The following is a 19,662-nucleotide window of genomic DNA, read 5'->3' as shown; positions in this document are numbered from 1 at the left end:
CCTCCTCAGTTTTTAATCGAGTCTACCAACGCCCTCAACTTTTTACTGCTGATGCTCGTTGGGTGTATATAGTGGCCTTTTAAAAAAGCCTCTCGTTCTTTCTCCCAGCCTGAGTTCAATCCCTCCATAACCTGATGAACCAATGTCACTGGATCCATATGAAAATTCCGTTCAATGTCTTTAAAATAACCGGTTGAACTTGGTTTAAGACTTTCAAGCGGCCATAAGTAGACAGGTTTCCCTGCAATCATAGCTTCTAATGCGAGGGTCGATTCATAACTGACGACAGCATCAACATTGTTTAACAACTCATACAAATGCAAACCGTCAGCAGACTTCAATTGCGGAAACTTCTCTTTCAAGGCCAGCGTTTTTGGACTGTTTTTCTGCTTCCCATTTCGCTCCTTGATGATAATGTTCACATCTTCTCTTTTAGTAAGTAAACTCAATACTCTTTCAGTGAATGATGTCTCTAAGTGATGGATGACCACTAACACGCATTTCTTATTTTTATCAAGGCCGAAATGACTGCACAACTTCGATCGATTGAAAGATTTCTTTTGAATCATTTCATCGAAGCGTGGATGACCGACTGCATTTACCAGTGCTTCCGGGACTCCTCTCTTCTTATACCAGTCAACTTCCCACTGTCCATAGACAGCCTGCCTTGAAGACACTTTAGGCAGATAGCCGAACTCAAGCATAATCACTCCATGCTGGAGACATATGGTGGGAACTCCATGTAAAGAAGCGATGAGCGACATCACTCTCGTATCACTGCTGTTGGTCGTACCAAGAACCAGACAGGAGACAGCATTCTTTTCAAAAAAATTTTTCGCCGCAAGAATTTGTCTCATCATTCTAGGGATTTGATCAACGAAATGGTTTTGGAAGGATTTGTTGCTAAAGATCGGATGTTGTTTAAATGATTGAAAATACTTCGTCGCTTTCCTTTGATAAGCCTGCGTTGAACGCTGTTGGATGCTCTGATATTTTTCGAGACTGTCTACAGAAATCGACTCCACTGAAGTTTCCGTGGTTTTCCATTTCAGAAGCAGTGTATTTTCCACACCAAAGTCAGCTTTCAACAATGCATTCGGGTAGCGGAGAACCGTATCATAAAAGACGACCTTTCCTCCTGTATATTTTTTTTCACCCTTGAACCTGGAAAAGAGGCGGTCGAATTTAATTTGCAGATTCTTCTCTGCGGTGAGTTTCGCCTTCAATTGTGTTTCCGGGTTCTCTAAGACTTTTTCGAGTTCTTTATTTTCATTGATTAGGAGATAATAAGGACAAATGAAAGGGAACGGGACACCGAGATAGGAAAGATTTTGAAAGTCGTGCATAAAGTCCAGGCAGGATTCCCAATAATGTTTTTCGTATGTGTTCATTCAATCACTGACCTCCCAATCACGAAATCTCATTCCCAACCATATTATGTCATCCGCCCCCAGAAAATTAATAAAAGGAAGGCTTTGTTAAAGTTTAGTGTTGATATTACTGCAAAAAAGGAACTTCCAATATTATGGAAGTTCCTTTTTTTATATTTGGCTTATTCAACTAAAGCTCCCGTTTGTGGAAGACTCAGCTTCGAGATGTTTGTGTGATTCTAGGGGGCTCCGGGAAAAGGTTCGCTTTCCATGGGGCGGGCGGTGAGCCTCCTCAGGCTACGCCTTCCGGGGTCTCACCTGTCCCACACGTCCCATAGGAGTCTCACCATTTCCCTCCACCCCCTTTCCCTTATAAGTGTCTCGAAGCCACTTTAAAAAGGGTGAGCTTGAATGGTTGAGGTTCGAACATCAGTATGGATTCGTAAGTTTACAATTCTTCTCCCCTAGGCAGGCAGATCGTGCGTAGTATCAAGCATTTGCGTATGCTAAACGTTCATGGGATAGAGATTATATCATTCACTTCTCTTACCCATACAAGCTGATTTTTTAAGTAGTGGTTTCGAGACACTTATATGGCAAAGGGGCGGAGGGGAATGGCGAGACTCCTGCGGGAAGAGAGTGCTTGGTGAGACCCCGCAGGACGTAGTCCGAGGAGGCTCACCGCGCTCCCGCGGAAAGCGAGTCATTCCCCGCAGCCCCTATTCACCACACAGAAGTCTCGAAATCAAGTCTTCAACAATCCTGCCATTTAGCTTAAGACTCCGTTTCGAAATAATAATCCAACAAGATTCAATGGTTGGATCGTGAAAGGAGATCATCTAAAGGTTTTGACACTTTGAAATAAATTCGCTTTTACCATCCTACCATTCATTGTCACTTCCATCCGTGGATGCAAATATCAACACTGAACTTTAACAGAGCCTAAAGGAAAAAGCCAGGGATTGTCTCCCTGGCTTTTTCCTTTATTCGTATTCTTTTTCTATCTCCCTCGTACTCCTGACCGTATCGATCGGCCGGACATAATTCTCAATTTCTTTACGTTTCGGTTCAAGCTTCGGAGGCAGAGCCAATTTTTCCCCAAGGGTTTCGTATGGCTCATCCCCCATGAATCCAGGACCGTCTGTTGCCCACTCAAACAAAATTTGAGGAGCTACTTTTGCATACAGGGAAGCGAAATAATGGCGGTCGACCAACCCTGAATTCCGTAGTCCAACCTTCGTTAACCGGTCGATCCACGCATTTAGCGATTCTTGATCTTCTACCCTGAATGCCGCATGGTGCACTGTACCATATCCTTGGCGGGCAGGCGGCAGAATGGCATTATATTCAACGATGACAGAAGCACCGTTTCCCCCTTCCCCGACTTCGAAGAGTGTGAAGGCTCCCTCTTCCTTCACTTCCTTGAAGTTCATGACTTTCTCAAGCATTTCCTTGAAGTATTGTTTATTGTCGACTCTCACATGCAAAGGACCAAGACCCCTGATGGCATACTCTAAAGGAACCGGCCCTTTCTGCCATGGGGTGCCGGCAGCTACTCCATCATCCCCTTCATCAGATACAAGCTCATACGATTGGTCATCGAAGTCGACGAAAGGAAGAACCTTTTTGCCCAACCGCTGCTGGATTCCTTTATGGCTGACTTCCAATCGGTCGAATCTTTTTACCCAGTAATCCAGAGCTTTATCACTCGGAACGCGGAATGATGTTTTTGCAATTTCATTCGTTCCATGAGAACCCTTTGGAATTCCGGGAAAATCAAAGAAAGTCATATCGGTTCCTGGATTTCCTTCATCATCCGCAAAGAACAAATGATACGTTTCGATATCATCCTGATTGACCGTCTTTTTGACCAGGCGCATCCCAAGGACATAAGTGAAAAAATCATAGTTTTTCTCTGCACTGCTTGTTATAGCGGTTACGTGGTGAATCCCCTTCAGTTCATTCATCTGTTTGCTGCCTCCCTATCTATTTTCTGTCCGTATATTTATCTCAGTTTCAAGATAAATATAATACATCTCCTATGTCTTGTCAATTTATTGAGTTCATACAAACGCTGCTTGGCTCATACTTTTCTGTAGAGGGAAGCCGTCTTTTGGGCAGGCTCTTCCATAACAAAGGAGGTAGTAGGAACATGGAAACATTCTTCGTGATCTTCAACATGGTTCTTATTTTTGCTCTTATTTTCTTCCTCATCCGTATGCAGCAAAAACATGTGTCATTCAGTAAGCGTGTCTTTGCTGGACTTGGGCTTGGGGTGCTGTTAGGTGTGTACTTGCAACTCGCTTTTGGAACGGAGTCCACGGTCACTCAGCAGACAACAGATTGGTACAACATAGCAGGGCGTGGATATGTACGCCTGCTTATGATGATTGTCATCCCTTTAATCATGGTGTCGATCATCCAATCCATCATCAATCTCGAAAAAACCTCGCAAGTTGGAAAAATCTCTGTCTGGATCATCGGTATCCTCGTCGGTACAACAGCCATCGCCGCGCTTGTGGGGATCGGCAGCTCCTTTATTTTTGATTTGAATGCCACGGAAATCGAAGCCGGTCAAGCAGAAGAAAGTCGGGGGATCTATTTAGAAGAACGTCTGACCGATGTTCAGGATATGTCCACCCCGCAAAAAATTCTCGAATTCATCCCTGCGAACCCATTCCTTGATATGACAGGCGATCGTGCCACATCTACCATTGCTGTGGTCATCTTCTCTGCAATCATCGGCATGGCTGTGCTTGGCGTGCGTCGTAAACAGCCGGAACAAGCGGAAATGTTCGTCAAAATCGTCCACTCCTTTTACACAATCGTCATGCGCATCGTCACCATCGTCCTCCGCCTTACCCCTATCGGCATTCTGGGACTGATGGCGGTCACCGTAGCTAAAACCGATGTAGCCGGAATCCTTGAACTAGGTAAATTTGTTCTCGCATCTTATGTTGCCTTAGGTGTCATGTTTATCCTACACCTTGTCTTGATCGGAGTATTCGGCTTGAATCCTTTCACCTATTTACGTAAGGTACTGCCCGTTCTCAGCTTTGCTTTCACTTCAAGGTCCAGTGCAGGAACGATCCCGTTGAATATTTCTGCCCAGAAAAACAGCCTCGGAGTTGAAGAAGGAGTCGCAAACATGTCGGCTTCTTTCGGTGCCACCATCGGTCAGAACGGATGTGCCGGCATCTACCCGGCCATGCTCGCGGTCATGATTGCCCCTTCTGTAGGTATCGACCCGTTAAGCCCCGGTTTCCTGATCCAACTTGTACTGATTGTGGCCATCAGCTCGTTTGGAGTCGCCGGTGTCGGAGGAGGAGCAACGTTCGCAGCATTAATCGTTCTTTCATCCATGAACCTCCCTGTAGCTCTAGCCGGATTGCTTATATCCGTAGAACCCTTGATTGACATGGGACGGACAGCCTTGAATGTGAATGGTGCAATGACCTCAGGAACATTGACCTCACGTGTCATGAAGACATTGAACATCGAACGGTTTAACGATAAAAAAGCAGTCGAAAAAGATATCGCTTTATAATCCAAAAAAGGCCTGCCCAACTAAGGGGAGGCCTTTTCATCTACTGTGCAGTATTCACATCATTCATACCATCCTGATTTCCGATCTGCCATGTCCCTAAACGACGTGGATCTCCTCCACCGAACATCTGAATAACATCACCGTTCGTGCGGATGCCTAGCCCTTGAATTCCACCGTAAAAGACAGGGGAGTCATGTTCAATGACAGAGTAACCTTTCAAATCCCTCAACCGGGCGATCGGCTGCTGCTCAATCAGGTTTTCAACATGGACGACGTTATCTTCTGTATAGAAGCGGCTGCGGCTGATGGCTTCCTGTAAAGTCAACGGATCACCCGTATCCTCACTTTGTCCATATTCATATTGAATCAAGGTTTGGATCAGCATAGCCGGGATCCGCTTTCCTCCGGGTGAACCGATGCCAAGAACCGCCCGCCCATCTTTTTCGAAAATAAGCGGTGAAACGAATGACCGTGGACGCTTCCCTGGGGCATAGGCATTCATGGAATCTTCCGCTGTATCGAAATTGTTCATCTGGTGATTCAGGAAGAAACCGTCCACATACAACCCCGAACCGAAGAACTTCCCAAGGGAATTGGTCGTCGAAACCATCATCCCGTTTTTATCGACGACAACGAAGTGAGTGGTGTTCCGGTGGTCCGCTTTTTCCCCAGGCGCAGGGTAAAGGTCAGCAAAGCTTGTCAAACCGTTGGACCCCACGGAAAATTCCTCTTCGAATAACTCTTTCGTATATTCAGGCGATGTCAGCTTTTCCTGTTCAATCTCCTCAAACTCAGGGTCCCCGAGTGTATACACCCGGTCCGTGTAGACCCTGTTTACGATTTTGTTGACGAGATGGATATAAATATCTTCGTATTGCTGATCATTGACGATCTGCTCCAAGTTTTCAGGTAGATTTCCATCTAGAAAAGCAGGCCATCCACCACCAGACAGTCCGTATTCTTTTTCCAGCACCTCATCCAAATTCGCCTCCAAATGCTCAAGCATTTTTAAGGCCTGAATGACGATGATGCCTGAAGTAGGTGATGACCCCGCATAAAGGGTCTGGCCTTTGAACTCCCCTTGAGGAGCCGGACGTTTCCCGACTTCATACGCGGCAAGGTCGCCGGGTTGGAACCCGAGCCTGGAGGTTAGAGAATCGGCAATTTCTCCTTCATAAAACGATTGAGGCCCGTCTGTCTGGAGAGTTTTCAATGTTTGGGCCAATTCCCCTTGTACAAGGGTGTCATTGATCTGCAGCGGACGGTCCTGAGGATAGAACATGTCATAAACCGCCGGATCTTCATTCCCTGATTGAATGAAGCGTCTCGAGTTTTGCAGCTGCTCATTGAAAATCCTCCCGACCTGAATGCCTTCTTCACTATGCGTGACGGCATCTTCAAGCAGGTTTTCCCACTTCATTTGATCTCCATAATCCTCATAGACGGCTCCCATTCCTTTTACAAAACCAGGGACTGCAATTCCTCGTTGAGGACGGGCACCGCTGACGGGAGCTGCTTCCCGGTAATCGTACGTCACGGCCTCCTCCCCAGGTTCATGGACGATCATCTGACCTCCGCCACCGATCCCGGATCCATAAGGTTCTACCACATTCAACACGAAAGAGACAGCGATAGCGGCTTCGGCAGCATTCCCGCCTTCATTGAGAACTTTCATCCCCGCTTCCACGGCGAGCGGATGGACGGCACTGACTCCGTAGACAAAAGCATCTTCTTCTGTTGAGGTGTCTACTTCAACAGTCTCTTCACGTCCTTGAACTTCATAGGGTTCGCGAAACTGGTCGAACTCTTCTTCAAAATATACATTCCATCCTACCAAACCGACGAATATGATGCCGGCCAGTATGTAGGTCACTTTCAAATCATTCAAACCTGTGGACCTCCTATCCTTCAATGACGCCAGCTTTTTTCAGATCGATGACCAGCCGGCCGTCTTCCATCCGCCACAGCTCATTGTCGAGCTGTTTACGGAGTGTCCGGAAAATACGGTAATCCCTGAATGGTTTCAGGATCCCGTCCGTCTCCCTCGGCCTCGTGTCAGAGATCTGCATGGGAACAAAGGAGAGTTCCGCACCACCATCGTTCAGGAAATCGAGCTGAGCGAGTGTTGAGTCTTTCGTTCGGGACCACCCTTGATCAAAAACGAAATTTCCGAGACTATTCATGACGATGGACGTCTTATCTTCGCTTTCAGGGTCTTCCGGATCCTTTTCGATATGTACTCGAGTCACAGGTTCCAGCACATGGGAGTGATGACCGATAATCACATCGGCTCCCATATCTGTCATCAAATAAGCAAGCGTCTCTTGAGTATCATTCGAACCGACCTGATATTCATCGCCCCAATGGGTATGGACCATAACGATATCCGCTTGTTCATCCGCTTCACGAATCCGGCTTTGCAGAACGCCAAGTCCCGCATTGGTCAAAACTCCCCCTACATATTCACTGGCACTGTACCCCTGGACGAACACGTCGGTAAAACCAAGAATCGCTACCTTTTTCCCATTAGCATCGAAGTAATGGACGGTACCGGCATCCGTCATCGTTTCTTCTTCCTCGAACATTCCCTCCGCAGGATCGAGCGCACGCCCGATTCCCAGGAGATCAAGGTCTACCTTCCCCATATGTTCCAACGTTTCTTCCAACGATAGATTCCCATAATCCATCATATGGTTATTCGCAAGATTGACAGAATCGAAGCCGGCATCGACGAGTGCTTTTTCAGCTCCTTTTTCAGCATACAAATGAATATCCTTGTTTCGAAGCTCAAAATCTTCCATAACTGCTTTCACTTCAGGATTTTCTGCATCGATGACTGGATTCTCAAAGTTTCCCGTCACATAATCCGACTGTTCAAAAAACGGTGTCACATAATCAAAGACACGTCCGATCGGCTCTCCACTTCTGACGGCTGCATCGCGGACATGGCGGCCGAGCATCATATCTCCCACCATGGAAATTCGATAATCGACATCCTCCGGGCGCGTATCCTGTGGCATATCGGGCTGATCAATCCACTGGTGCCCGAAAAAAGGGACAGCTAACAGTGCAGCGAGCACCATCGAATGAAAAGGCGCTCTCTTCTTATGCTTTTTCGTCCATACTTTCATCTTATATTTAAGATCTTTTTCTTCCATTGATAAATCTCCTCTAAATCAAATGGTACGCCGTAATCAATACGAACGTCGCGAACGCGATCAGGAAAGTGGCGCTGAACGTCGGCAGCACCCCCTGCTTTTGTATCGAATTAGCGATCAAACCGGGGACGATGACTCCGATTCCACGCAGTTCCATGACCGGGAAAGGGGTGAGAGGATATAAATAGTCCATCGCCATCTTCATCAGCACCCCGACGGTCAGCATCGCCGCGAACTTCCGTCGTCCATAAAGAACCGTAAACTTTGCAAGCACCTGGGAAACAAGCAGATAGGTGATCAGACTGATCAAACCGACCGCCAATACGTACATCACTTGATCAAAAATCAAAGCTATGTAGCCCGGGACTACCAGACCCGCGGGCACGATCCCTGTTTTCTCCGCATACAACAAACTTAATAACACACCAATGACAATCGCTATATATAAATCAGTACCGAACACGTGGACTCCAACTCCCTACCATTATTTGTTCGTTTGCAGTACTCTTCTTTGTCGAAAAGACCGCTCTTCCTCCAGTACATCCCAACCTGTTTCTTCCTTTGATACCGGATGGAACTCAAGTTCCTCTACAGCTGCTGCTACTTTTTCACCAGCTCCGACAATGTTACCGATACCATAGATAACACTATGATCAGGAAGTTCTTTCAAATGATCGACTATTGTGGTTGTCGATGCTTTTTCCAGGTTAATCAGATTGAGAGGCCTGATTTTACCTTCTTCATAAGCTTTCGTGATCGGCCATACACTCTCGCCCATCACGATGAGACGTTCCATTTCGATATAGGGAAGGACATTCTCCGCGAAATCAATCGTCCGCTCCACCCTGTCACTACGACAACTCATGACAACGGTCCTTTCCTGGCCGGGGTAGTCCAACTGTTGGATTCTTTCCCAAATATTCAGTGTAGACGTCGTATCGTTCGCAGCAAATCCATTGAAGAAATACTTAGGCGCTTCCTCCCTGCCAAATCTGTGGACACGCATCGCACCTGGATCGACAGGCGCCTGCAACATCCCTTCTAAAGCTACTTCCCGATCGATATCCAAAATTTCAGCGACCGCCATGGCAAGCGCCGCATTCTGAGGAAAGATCATAAACGGGAATTTCTGCAAGTACGCTTCATCAATCCAGCTCTCATCTGCTACCACAACTTTGGAATTCTTCCTCCGCGCCACTTTCTCAAAATACTTTTGATAAGGCGTCTCAGGAATGATGACATACCCATTCTCCGGGATTGTTGAGCTGAAAGCTTCAGCTATATCATCAAGGGTCGGGCCCATAACGTCCATATGGTCTTCGATGACATTCGCAATGATTGTAATATTCGACTTGACCAACCGCTCCTGGAACACCTGCTGATACTCAGGGTTCACAGCCATGCACTCACTGACGAAAGCATCCGCCCGGCGCTTGACCACTTTTTCTGTAATCCTGATTTGCTCATTAATGTTCGGCCCCTGCAGTCCCCGAACAATGGGTTCTTCTTCTTCCTTATCCCAATAGAACATCCGCGCCGATGTACCAGTCGTTTTTCCAATCACTTTTTGACCATCCTGCTTCAAAATTCCCATGACAAGACGCGTGACCGTCGATTTCCCCCGGATTCCATTTACGAGAATCCTAGTCGGGATTTTTTTCAGCCGACGGTCAAGCTTATATTTCTCCCAAAGACCTACAACCAGCACAAACGTGAAGAAGATCATCAGGTAGACTAACTCATCCACTAACGTTCACATCCTTATCTAGTTCCAAAGATTCAAGGAACCTACTCTCTCTAAAACTAACAGATTATAACAGCATCCGCCACCACTCGCAAAAATTCCTAATATTATCCTATACCCTAATCTGTGATGAATCATTTAAATTTTCTCAGATTCTTTTAACTGGAAGATTCTTCACCTCAAAACTTTCGTAATCCTCTCTCTTTTTGAGTCTAAAAAAGTCTGTCTTAAATAAAAGACAGACTTTCTTCCAAGAAACGATTCAATTTGTAGTCAATTGACCTTTCAGCCAATCACTACTTCTACGACCATCCACCTCATGTCCCCCATTAAAAAAGTAACTTTCAAAACATCCTTCACCTTGAGAGTTTTGATAAACTTCTCTTATCTCTTCTATTCCTTCTAAAGCGGTATTCCATGGAAAACAATCATCTTTTAAACCATGTTCCACGAAAAGTGGTTTGGGAGCAAGCCCCCCTATTAAATCCGGGAGTTCACCTATATTCAAAACGCCGGGTAAATAATTATCCAAGCAGTGTTTATATGTGTATAAACCCTTCTTAAACGTCCCTGCAAATCCAGTTAAAACAACAGCTGCAACCCTGTCATCCATCAAAGCAGTTAATGCAGCAATCCAACCGCCCCCTGAAAAACCCATCACCCCTATTTTTCTTCCATTGAAAAGGTAACAAATGACATCTATCACTCTTCTAGACTCAAACACACGCAGCCCGGCTAAAGTACTTCCTGTCAATAAAAGACGAGAAGCTAATGCATAACAGGAGTTTTCTTCCCCATTGTCCCTGTCTTCTGCTAAGCGCCTTGTGCCAAAGCCAATCATATCTGGTGCAAAAACAATCAAACCTTTCCGAACTAGATGGACGCCAAAGTGATGATGGATGTTCGTAGATTCGCTATCTAGACCAATAACATCTACACTCCCTCTCCCATGACCATGCAAGGCCAATACACACGGTGAGCTTTTTGAACTATTCGCTGGAGTTAAAACATACACAGGAACTATAAGCCCCGACGTAGACTGAAACTGAATCTTCTCCCTGGTGTACCCCTCAAGCTCGACGGGTTGCTCTATCCATTCAACCGTATAATCTTTCGGAGGGGGAAAGTCGCCCAGAATATTCCCTAATGATGCTTTCCATTGTTTTTTATGCTCTCCCCCTTTCGAAAGAGCTTTTTCATAAATTTCATCAAGATATTGCTCGATTTCCACAAGCATCCACCTTCCCTGGTTAATTTTCAGACAGAAAAGTCTGGAATGTAAAACCGCCACACTCAACTTGGCATTGAATGTGGCGGATCGATTCATTTCAATTCATTCATTTTCACATGATCCATATCGGTGAATGTATAGTTTTCTCCTGCCATAGCCCAGATAAAGGTATAATTATTCGTTCCCACCCCGGAATGAATCGACCACGGTGGCGAAAGGACAACTTGTTCATTTTTCACGACCAAGTGTCGTGTATCATCTGGTTTACCCATGAAATGGAACACCCTTGAATCATCATCCATATCAAAATACAAATAGGCTTCCATTCTGCGGTCATGGACATGAGGTGGCATGGTATTCCACATGTTATTAGGTGCAAGCAGAGTCATCCCCATCATCAATTGACAGCTTTGCAACCCATCTTCATGAATGTATTTATAGATTGTCCGGTTATTTGATTCAGCATCAGAGCCAAGGTTCGTAGGTGTCGCTTCTTCAATCGGTAATTTTTTTGTAGGGTATTCTTGGTGTGCGGTTGCAGAAGCAAGGTAAAAGCGTGCGGGGTGTGATAAATCTGCACTCTCCAATTGAACGTCTTCGTTCCCACGACCGACATACAAACAATCTCTTTTATTTAATTCATAACTTTCACCATCAACGGTAACGATTCCTTTTCCGTCAGATATATTGATGATGCCAACCTCTCTCCGTTCGAGAAAAAATTCAGTACGGAGCGTTTCCGTATCTTCGAGTTTAAGAGGCTTGCCTGCAGGGACAGCTCCTCCTGTAATCACTCGATCATAATGGGAATACACCATATTGATTTCCCCTTTAACAAATAACGACTCTACTAAAAAATCACTTCTTAACCGCTCTCCATTGTAATCTTTGAAATCTGTTGGGTTTGTCGCATAACGTACTTCCATTTTTAATCTCCTCCTCATTTATCATCGTTTATTCAAAATAGTGTAATAGACTATGAGCTCATCCATCCCCCGTCTACATTTAAAATATGTCCATTCACATAATTGGAAGCTTCTGATGCCAGAAAAACAGCTGCTCCTTGTATGTCTTCCGGCGTCCCCCAGCGCCCCTGAGGTATTCTTGAAGTAATATAGGCATTCCTTTCTTCATTTTCCCGGATCGGTGCTGTGTTGTCTGTTGCCATATAACCGGGAGCAATAGCGTTCACGTGGACCCCCTGGCTTCCCCATTCGTTTGCAAACGATTTGGTTAAACCCGCTACGGCATGTTTACTGGCGGTGTATGCAGGTACTTTGAGACCGCCTTGATAAGAAAGCATGGAAGCAATATTAATGATTTTTCCTGATTTATTTTCAAGCATGTGATTACCGATTTCTCGGCACAATTGAAATACCGCATGCTGGTTGACATCGATGACATCGAACCAATCTTCGTTGGAGAAGTTTTTCGCATCAGACCTCCGGATGATCCCGGCATTATTTACGAGAATATCCACACGTCCATGAATGGATAACGCATCTGCTGCCAGCTTTTCAGGAGCCCCGTCTTCACCTAAGTCATAAAACAACCCATGAAATACCCCGCCGGCATCTTCCACCTCTTTTTTCGTAGCTTCCAGTGTCTTGGTCCCAACACCGATTATTTCTGCTCCGGCTTTGGCAAGGCCCACAGCAATCCCCCTGCCCAACCCACGGCTCGCACCAGTAACGAGAGCAATTTTTCCGTTCAAAGAAAACAATGAGTTCATAAGAATGAAAGACCTCCTTAAGTTCATATCCTGCTTACTTGCACTATAATAACAACGTTGTTATTATTCTAAATGTAAAGGCTTTCTTTGTCAATGAACATTCAGTAAATTCAAAATTCATCAAAATACAAAACAATAGGAAATTGTCTTGTATTCAATATTTACTTATAATTATCACAGTTATTCAGAATTGGAGGTCCATCCATGGGAGTTACTATCAAAGATATTGCCAAAGCTGCTGATGTCAGCTATTCAACCGTTTCTAAAGCCCTTAGAAACAGTCCTCTCGTCAAAGAACCAACAAAACAAAAAATCATTACGATTGCCAAACAACTTGGATACCAGCCCAACGTGGCTGCAAGGAGTCTCGTCTCTAAGAAATCTCAGACCATTGGGGTCATCTGGCCAACGATCGAACGTGTCACACACTCAGCATTAATTACAGGATTGAATAAACGATTAGAAGAGATGTCTTATACGACTCTGATTTCTATCAATGATATGGACCATGCCATTAACACGTTTAACAGATATCAAGTAGATGCCATAGTCGCCTTCAATGAGAAAAACTCGCAGGAGCCTGCTAATTCCACTGTTCCTATTCTCACTTATGGAACGGCTCATGAAGCTTCGCCTTTTCCAACGGTGGATGTTAATCGTAAACAGGCAGTAAGAGCAGCTGTTGATTATTTGGCAGAAAATCATCATAAAACGATTACCTATATTGGTGGAGCTAAAAAGACAGACCATCTTCAGGAAGAAAAAGTGAATGGTTTCCTTGAAGGTGTTCAGAGTAACGGAATATCCATCACCTCATCTGTCATTTCTGTTGAAGATTTAGAATCTTATGATGGTTATGAAGCTATGAAACGCGTATTAGAAAATGGAAATCTTCCTTCTGCAGTCATTAGTGGAAGTCATGATTTGTCGAAAGGAATATTGAGAGCTGTTTATGAAAAAGGTTTGTCTATTCCAGCTGATCTGTCTATCATAAGTTATGACAACATCCCCGCGACAGAAAGTTTCGAAGTGCCCCTCTCAACTGTTGGCGTGCCTCTGCAGGTCATTACTGAAAAGCTTACAGAAGTGTTAATTCGATTAATCAATGACGAAGACGTAGAACATAGTATTTTTCTAGAGCCGGAACTGAAAATTACGGAATCATGCCAAAAGCGGGAGGAATTATAATTGAAGGCACCTACTATTCATTTAGTCGGGGATTCGACGATGGCAGATTATCCACTTGAATCTCATCCTCAAATGGGGTGGGGACAAAAACTGTCTGTCTACTTTAAGGATGAAGTCACTATTATTAACAATGCCGTAAATGGAAGGAGCTCGAAAAGCTTTCTAACAGAAGGAAGACTCCAGGAAATAACCCCTTCCTTTTCCAATGGCGATTTCCTTTTCATCCAATTTGGTCACAACGACAATAAGTCTGACCTGGTTCGTAAAACTGATCCATTCACCACATTTCAAGAAAATTTGCGCCTCTATATTGAAACAGCACGGTCCAAAGGAGTGACCCCTATTCTCCTCTCTCCAATCCAGCGGAGAAAGTTCTTGGACCTGGAGACCTTGAAACATACTCACGGGCAATTCCCGGAAGCGATGAGAGAAGTAGCAGAAGTTAATTCTGTCATGTTGATTGATTTAACGATAATAACAACATCCTTCCTTCTTGATCTTGGTTATGACCGTTCTAAAGAACTTTTCATGCACCTGGCTCCTGGAGATTCTGTGAATTATCCAAAAGGGGCCCAGGATGATACACATTTGAATGAGAACGGAGCACTCTTAATCGCCGGATCTGTGGCTCATTCACTCTTTGAAATGAAATCTCCCCTCTCCCCCTGGATATGTCAATAACTTAAAAAAGCACCTGAGAAAAATAAATGGTAAGAGTCACTGTAAACATACTGAAAATGGTGGATGACATAACAATTTGTGCAGCCAGCTCTGGTTCATTGCGATATTCTTGAGCAATAATGGCACTGTTCACAGAGCTTGGCATACCTGAAGAAATCAATAAAGCCTGGGCAAGTAAACCTCCAAAATCTAATCCCCATATAATGAAGAGAGCCAGGACCGGTCCTAAGAGGAGCCGGATCACCATACTTATGTATACGACTAAAAGTTTAAATTTAAAGGTCAACTGCGCCACTTGCGCTCCAAGAGTAATCAAAGCAATTCCTATCATGGCATCAGCTACATATGCTCCTGGTTTCATTAAGAAATCAGGGACCTGCACATTATTAATATTCAAAAGGACTCCCAGCGTCATAGCGTAAATCGCCGGCATTTTCAATAAGCCTACTAAAGCTTGAAGACGTCCTTCCTCTACTGCCCTCAATGAAAAAATTCCGAACGTGTAGGAAAAGACATTTTGCAGCGTCATAACAATCACTTGGATTGTTGCAGCATAAGGATCTTGTTTAAATGCCAAATCGTTCACAGGTATTCCGTAATTACCGGAATTATAAAGAACGACACTATTCGTAAATACACCCCGGACCCCTTTATTAAATTTAAGTACTTTTGAAATAAGTTGAACCACCATATACAACAAACTTATGAATAATGTGAAAAAGAGAACCACTTCCCCTAACAGCTTGATAGAAAAAGAGGATTCATAGAGACTAATAAGGACGAACCCTGGGCTAAGGAAATAGATATTCAACTTCGCCAAAGTAAACAAATCAAGATTAAAGGCTTTATGCAATCCTGCACCAATACCTACTAGAATAAAAACAGGGACGATGACATTTACAAATATAAAAAGGATTTCCATTGCATCACCTCCACCCTCAAAAATAAACATGCCCCCTTGAACAAAGGGGGCAAAAGTTTTGACTTATCAAGCAACCTGACTTTCTACTTTAATTTCTTCAATGTCTTCAAAGCACTTCAGTCCAATCCACATGTTCAAATGTGCGAAAATAGTGAACCCGAAAATCGGGATGAATCCGGGGAAAGAAATGAAAAAGTAATAAGTCGATATTCCCGTTACGATCATTAACATCAGATTACCAGGTTTCAAGAACGCGATAAGAAATGCTTGCTTGATAGACGCTAACATTTTCAAATTGTAATGAACGAAAACGGGGAAAATGTACATAAGTAAAATGATAAATGTCAAACAACTCATGAGTGAAATGGTCGCAAGGACCTCATAAAACATTCCATTAAACTGACGAAAAAAGTGTAAATCATAAAAGCAGACGCCGCCAATTACAGTAAGTAGCAGAGTTAATCCGTTCGCACGAAAGAACTCCCTCTTATACACACCCCAGAAGATTTTGACGATTTTAATATCGCTCTCACCAAGGGCTGCTTTCCTAGTCACACTGTAAAGCGCAACTGAACTAGGAGCGATGCCAAAAGCAATGCCTCCAAGCAGCGTGCAACCAATCCACAATAAATTCAGTAGAGCGAAATGTGTCACCCAGTTACATAAAGAAAGAACCCCTGTAAGTAAACGACCCCCGTTCATAGTCAAAACCTCCCGGATATTTTATTGATCCAATTACCTTTTGTTCACTCGATCTCTAGCTGCTTAAGGATGGCTGATGAAACAAATCTTCAATCTTAACCGGCTGCTTTTCTCTCACGGATTTCCAGACAGCCTCCCCAGTTGTGACCGCATAAGCCCCGTCTACACTTCCAGAAAGAACTTTGTATGGACGCGCTGGGTCTTCTCCCATGAAAATATCTTCCTGAATAACCGGGTCCCCTCCTCCATGACCACCTTCCTGCTGAACAACATGAATGGTCTCTTTTGATCCAAAAAGAGGGAAATATTCAATCACCTGTTCAGGAACAGGAAAGGGTACCCGTGCAGGTGCATGCCATTCGGTCGTCTCAATACGCCCCTCGGTACCATTTATAGCCAGTCTGTATCCTTCATAAGGAAGAGAAAAATTGATGGAGTAACTTAACAATGCTCCATGATCATAGCGTACGGTCGCTGTGTACGTATCTTCAATTTCAATATCAGAATCAAAGACGCACTGATCGGGTCGATAGTTGGTATATCCATCCTTTCTCGCTTCATCAGAATCAATATGGTCATCCTTTACAACTGCATGATGGCTTCTAGAATTCCACCTCTTATAATAGGAGCATTCTTGTTTGACCTCACACGTTTTACAATGTCTTCCATCTTCCTTGACTGGATTGTGTACACTCTCAGACCCATAATAGTTGAGCGCACCAAAAGCGAATACCTCCACAGGTTTTTGATCCAGCCACCAGTTCACAAGGTCGAAATGATGGGAAGATTTATGGATAGACAACCCGCCTGAATACTCTCTTTTCCGATTCCACCGTTGAAAATAACTTGACCCATGGTACGTATCGATATACCAGTTTAAATCTACAGAAGTGACGCGTCCGATTTTCCCCGATAAAATTAGTTCTTTAATTTTCATGTGATAAGGGCTGTACCGGTAGTTAAAAGTAACAATGACTTTTCCTTTACTTTTCTTTTCTGCTTCCATGACCCGATGGCTGTCATGAGCAGTTGTGGTCATCGGTTTTTCTGTAATAACATCAATATCATTTTCTAATGCTTTTAAAATGTAGTCCACGTGAGTATCGTCTCGGCTTGCGACGATGATCGTATCAGGGTTTGTTTCCATTATCATGCGATCGAACTCTTCGGCCCCATACTCCGGGACTTCAGCAATATCCTGAAACGAAGATTTGCAAACAGCAAAGCGTTTCGGATCGTTATCCAGAAGACCAACAAGTTCACTGGTGGTGGAGAAAGTATTGGTCATTGGACGTATAAACATATCATTCGCCCTTTTGCTCACCCCGCAAACAGCAAATTTCCTCATGATTTCCACTCCATTTTTAATCATATTTTTTATAATTCAGGGACTAAATGCTGCATTTCGATGCTGCAAAGGACAAATGATCCAACCCCATGGAGATCATTCGCTGTTTTAGGTCGGTTGATATAGTGCTCATAGTCCCCTACTCCTGTACCTATACAAATCTCCGGCATGACAAAATGACCTTTATCATTAAATGTCATTCTTTCCAACAGACCTCGATATCCCTTAACTGCCTGTTCTTTATACTTTTCATCCAAATAACCCGTTCGAATACCCCGGGCAATCGTATAAATGAACAATGCTGAGCAAGAGGTTTCAATCCAATTATCACTTCGATCGGATTTGTCCACTATTTGATACCATAGACCTGTCTCTTCATCCTGGTATTGAACTAGACTTTCTACCAGGTTCTTAAGTGAACTTTTCAGCTCTTTTTCTGATTCATGTTTCTCGGGTAAAAAATCTAACATTTCATTATAAGTAATCCCGTACCAGCCAATAGCTCTCCCCCAGAATTCCGGCGATTTCCCCGTTTCAGAATCCGCCCAGGGTTGGACTTTGCTTTCGTCCCATGCGTGATGATAAAGTCCAGTTTCATTGTCCAAAGTATGCCTTCTCATTAACCTCTCCTGTTCAATCACCATATCTAGAAGTTCAGGTTCGTTGTAAGCTTTTGCATAATTCATTGCAAACACTCCCCCCATGTACAGACCATCGAGCCACATTTGGTAGGGATAACCATCCTTGTGCCAAAACCCTCCATCAGAAGTTCTGTTCAATGTTGGGAACATATTTCGCAATTTTTTTGCCGCCGCTCTGTAGCGAGTGTCTTCATCTTTATATTTCTCATCTAGTTCAAATAACAACAATCCAGCCTGTATTGCATCCAGTTCTTTACGGTTCCACAAGAAGTTTCCATTCTCATCAATATTATGATCCACATAGCCTTTGATGTATGCCAGGTACTCTTCACCACCTATGATCTCCTTAAGCTGACGCATACTTTCAAGAAAAACTCCTTGATGATAATGCCACCTTCCATCCGGCGGAAGTTCTGAAGGGGAGAACGTAGCCATAAGCGAATCACATGCCGCTTTTCCCCATTCAAGCGGAGTCTTCAATTCTTGCCGTGCAGCTGTAATTTGTTGATTGGTTCCCATTAAAAATCTCTCCTTCAAAATGGTTTTAAGCTTTCATACCTGTAGAACTAATCCCATCGACGATATAACGCTGAAAAACAAAGAAAATGATGAAAATTGGTAGAATACTTAAGGTGGACATTGCAAACATAGCTCCCCAGTTCGTCACAGAGTTCGGATCTGAAAATAGTTTTAATGCTAGGGATACAGGGTATTTTTCTGGTGTAGACAAATAAATGAGCGGACCCATGAAATCATCCCACCTCCAGTAAAATGAGAAAATTGCTGAAGTCATCATTGCGGGTACAATAAGTGGCACGATGATTCTGAAAAAGATATCAAATGTATTACAACCATCAATTTTCGCCGCTTCATCCAGCTCCATAGGAATCGTTCGGATAAACTGCATGATCAAAAATATAAAGAATGGAATCCCGAAAAAGGTCGGTAAAATGAGCGGCAGGTAAGTATCAATCCATCCGAACTTGTTAAACATGATATATTGAGGAATCATGACCATTTCGAAAGGAAGCATCATCGTAAGCATCATGGCAACAAACCAGATCTTTTTACCGGCAAACTTGATCCGGGCAAATCCATAAGCTATAAACGTTGAAGAAATGATACTCCCTACAGTTGCAATAACGGTAATGATGGTGGAGTTCCAAAAGAACGTCCCAAAAGTAATGCCCGCAAATCCACTCCATCCATCAATGTAATTGGCGAAATGCCATTCATTTGGAATCAGTGAGTGCGAGTTGATAAAAACATTTTCACTCTTTTTCAAAGAACTACTGACCATCCAAACGAGCGGGTAAATCATAATTAAAGCGAAGCTCCCCATCAGCAAGTGCTGTATAGTCTTTTTGGTCATTCTCTTTTTTTTCATCATGCTTCCTC

The 19,662-nt window shown here is 43.9% G+C and carries 17 protein-coding genes; 3 read left to right on the top strand and 14 right to left on the bottom strand.

The window, feature by feature from the left end; all coding sequences use genetic code 11:
- Window positions 1-5 precede the first annotated feature (5 nt).
- The gene (locus tag ACXADE_RS03035; protein ID WP_474979040.1) at window positions 6-1,391 is read right to left on the bottom strand and encodes a hypothetical protein; all 1,386 of its coding nucleotides are present in this window, start codon (window positions 1,389-1,391) and stop codon (window positions 6-8) included.
- 962 nt (window positions 1,392-2,353) lie between these two features.
- Window positions 2,354-3,337 carry a ring-cleaving dioxygenase gene (locus tag ACXADE_RS03030; RefSeq protein WP_474979039.1) on the bottom strand — a complete coding sequence of 328 codons (984 nt, stop codon included), beginning with the start codon at window positions 3,335-3,337 and terminating at the stop codon, window positions 2,354-2,356.
- A gap of 185 nt (window positions 3,338-3,522) precedes the next feature.
- Here ACXADE_RS03030 and ACXADE_RS03025 point away from each other — a divergent pair, with 185 nt between their 5' ends.
- Window positions 3,523-4,917 (top strand): L-cystine transporter, encoded by a 1,395-nt coding sequence (locus ACXADE_RS03025; RefSeq protein ID WP_474979038.1) that lies wholly within the window; start codon window positions 3,523-3,525, stop codon window positions 4,915-4,917.
- Window positions 4,918-4,957: 40 nt separating this feature from the next.
- On the opposite strand, the gene ACXADE_RS03020 is transcribed toward ACXADE_RS03025, so the two are convergent.
- The 7 genes from ACXADE_RS03020 to kduD form a co-directional block, all read right to left on the bottom strand.
- On the bottom strand, window positions 4,958-6,805 hold the full coding sequence (locus tag ACXADE_RS03020) for a gamma-glutamyltransferase family protein (protein ID WP_474979037.1): 1,848 nt from the start codon (window positions 6,803-6,805) through the stop codon (window positions 4,958-4,960).
- 13 nt (window positions 6,806-6,818) lie between these two features.
- Window positions 6,819-8,075 (bottom strand): CapA family protein, encoded by a 1,257-nt coding sequence (locus ACXADE_RS03015; RefSeq protein WP_474979036.1) that lies wholly within the window; start codon window positions 8,073-8,075, stop codon window positions 6,819-6,821.
- 13 nt (window positions 8,076-8,088) lie between these two features.
- Window positions 8,089-8,538: a poly-gamma-glutamate biosynthesis protein PgsC gene (pgsC, locus tag ACXADE_RS03010; protein ID WP_474979035.1), complete on the bottom strand. Its 450-nt coding sequence runs from the start codon at window positions 8,536-8,538 to the stop codon at window positions 8,089-8,091.
- A gap of 21 nt (window positions 8,539-8,559) precedes the next feature.
- Window positions 8,560-9,801, bottom strand: a complete 1,242-nt coding sequence (pgsB, locus tag ACXADE_RS03005) for a poly-gamma-glutamate synthase PgsB (RefSeq protein ID WP_474982185.1) — start codon at window positions 9,799-9,801, stop codon at window positions 8,560-8,562.
- Window positions 9,802-10,081: 280 nt separating this feature from the next.
- Window positions 10,082-11,050, bottom strand: a complete 969-nt coding sequence (locus tag ACXADE_RS03000; protein WP_474979034.1) for a dienelactone hydrolase family protein — start codon at window positions 11,048-11,050, stop codon at window positions 10,082-10,084.
- Between the two features lie 92 nt (window positions 11,051-11,142).
- Complete coding sequence (kduI, locus tag ACXADE_RS02995) at window positions 11,143-11,976, bottom strand: 5-dehydro-4-deoxy-D-glucuronate isomerase (protein ID WP_474979033.1); 834 nt, start codon at window positions 11,974-11,976, stop codon at window positions 11,143-11,145.
- Window positions 11,977-12,026: 50 nt separating this feature from the next.
- Window positions 12,027-12,782 carry a 2-dehydro-3-deoxy-D-gluconate 5-dehydrogenase KduD gene (kduD, locus tag ACXADE_RS02990; RefSeq protein ID WP_474979032.1) on the bottom strand — a complete coding sequence of 252 codons (756 nt, stop codon included), beginning with the start codon at window positions 12,780-12,782 and terminating at the stop codon, window positions 12,027-12,029.
- 204 nt (window positions 12,783-12,986) lie between these two features.
- Here kduD and ACXADE_RS02985 point away from each other — a divergent pair, with 204 nt between their 5' ends.
- Together ACXADE_RS02985 and ACXADE_RS02980 are read left to right on the top strand one after the other, a co-directional pair.
- Window positions 12,987-13,970 carry a LacI family DNA-binding transcriptional regulator gene (locus tag ACXADE_RS02985; RefSeq protein ID WP_474979031.1) on the top strand — a complete coding sequence of 328 codons (984 nt, stop codon included), beginning with the start codon at window positions 12,987-12,989 and terminating at the stop codon, window positions 13,968-13,970.
- A complete protein-coding gene (locus tag ACXADE_RS02980; protein WP_474979030.1) occupies window positions 13,971-14,651 on the top strand; it encodes a rhamnogalacturonan acetylesterase in 681 nt (226 codons plus the stop codon).
- Window position 14,652: 1 nt separating this feature from the next.
- On the opposite strand, the gene ACXADE_RS02975 is transcribed toward ACXADE_RS02980, so the two are convergent.
- The 5 genes from ACXADE_RS02975 to ACXADE_RS02955 form a co-directional block, all read right to left on the bottom strand.
- Window positions 14,653-15,573, bottom strand: coding sequence for an AEC family transporter (locus ACXADE_RS02975; protein ID WP_474979029.1), 921 nt, complete (start codon window positions 15,571-15,573; stop codon window positions 14,653-14,655).
- Window positions 15,574-15,639: 66 nt separating this feature from the next.
- Window positions 15,640-16,275, bottom strand: coding sequence for a YesL family protein (locus ACXADE_RS02970; RefSeq protein WP_474979028.1), 636 nt, complete (start codon window positions 16,273-16,275; stop codon window positions 15,640-15,642).
- A 55-nt stretch (window positions 16,276-16,330) separates the two neighbouring features.
- Window positions 16,331-17,623 carry a Gfo/Idh/MocA family protein gene (locus ACXADE_RS02965; protein WP_474979027.1) on the bottom strand — a complete coding sequence of 431 codons (1,293 nt, stop codon included), beginning with the start codon at window positions 17,621-17,623 and terminating at the stop codon, window positions 16,331-16,333.
- A gap of 29 nt (window positions 17,624-17,652) precedes the next feature.
- Window positions 17,653-18,783, bottom strand: coding sequence for a glycoside hydrolase family 88/105 protein (locus tag ACXADE_RS02960; RefSeq protein ID WP_474979026.1), 1,131 nt, complete (start codon window positions 18,781-18,783; stop codon window positions 17,653-17,655).
- A 25-nt stretch (window positions 18,784-18,808) separates the two neighbouring features.
- Window positions 18,809-19,651 carry a carbohydrate ABC transporter permease gene (locus tag ACXADE_RS02955; protein ID WP_474979025.1) on the bottom strand — a complete coding sequence of 281 codons (843 nt, stop codon included), beginning with the start codon at window positions 19,649-19,651 and terminating at the stop codon, window positions 18,809-18,811.
- Between the last annotated feature and the right edge of the window lie 11 nt (window positions 19,652-19,662).

The sequence above is a fragment of the Halobacillus sp. ABR2_026 genome (assembly GCF_056158545.1).
The sequence above is the reverse complement of the archived record's forward strand: the minus strand, read 5'-3'. Positions and strand labels throughout refer to the sequence as shown.

Bases quoted from the DNA above. Each gene is read 5' to 3' on its own strand.
- ACXADE_RS03030 (WP_474979039.1), bottom strand. From the start codon at position 3,337: ATGAATGAACTGAAGGGGATTCACCACGTAACCGCTATAACAAGCAGT.
- ACXADE_RS03025 (WP_474979038.1), top strand. From the start codon at position 3,523: ATGGAAACATTCTTCGTGATCTTCAACATGGTTCTTATTTTTGCTCTT.
- ACXADE_RS02965 (WP_474979027.1), bottom strand. From the start codon at position 17,623: ATGAGGAAATTTGCTGTTTGCGGGGTGAGCAAAAGGGCGAATGATATG.
- ACXADE_RS03015 (WP_474979036.1), bottom strand. From the start codon at position 8,075: ATGGAAGAAAAAGATCTTAAATATAAGATGAAAGTATGGACGAAAAAG.
- ACXADE_RS02960 (WP_474979026.1), bottom strand. From the start codon at position 18,783: ATGGGAACCAATCAACAAATTACAGCTGCACGGCAAGAATTGAAGACT.
- kduD (WP_474979032.1), bottom strand. From the start codon at position 12,782: ATGAACTCATTGTTTTCTTTGAACGGAAAAATTGCTCTCGTTACTGGT.
- kduI (WP_474979033.1), bottom strand. From the start codon at position 11,976: ATGGAAGTACGTTATGCGACAAACCCAACAGATTTCAAAGATTACAAT.
- ACXADE_RS03035 (WP_474979040.1), bottom strand. From the start codon at position 1,391: ATGAACACATACGAAAAACATTATTGGGAATCCTGCCTGGACTTTATG.
- ACXADE_RS02970 (WP_474979028.1), bottom strand. From the start codon at position 16,275: ATGAACGGGGGTCGTTTACTTACAGGGGTTCTTTCTTTATGTAACTGG.
- ACXADE_RS02975 (WP_474979029.1), bottom strand. From the start codon at position 15,573: ATGGAAATCCTTTTTATATTTGTAAATGTCATCGTCCCTGTTTTTATT.
- ACXADE_RS02955 (WP_474979025.1), bottom strand. From the start codon at position 19,651: ATGAAAAAAAAGAGAATGACCAAAAAGACTATACAGCACTTGCTGATG.
- pgsB (WP_474982185.1), bottom strand. From the start codon at position 9,801: ATGATCTTCTTCACGTTTGTGCTGGTTGTAGGTCTTTGGGAGAAATAT.
- ACXADE_RS02985 (WP_474979031.1), top strand. From the start codon at position 12,987: ATGGGAGTTACTATCAAAGATATTGCCAAAGCTGCTGATGTCAGCTAT.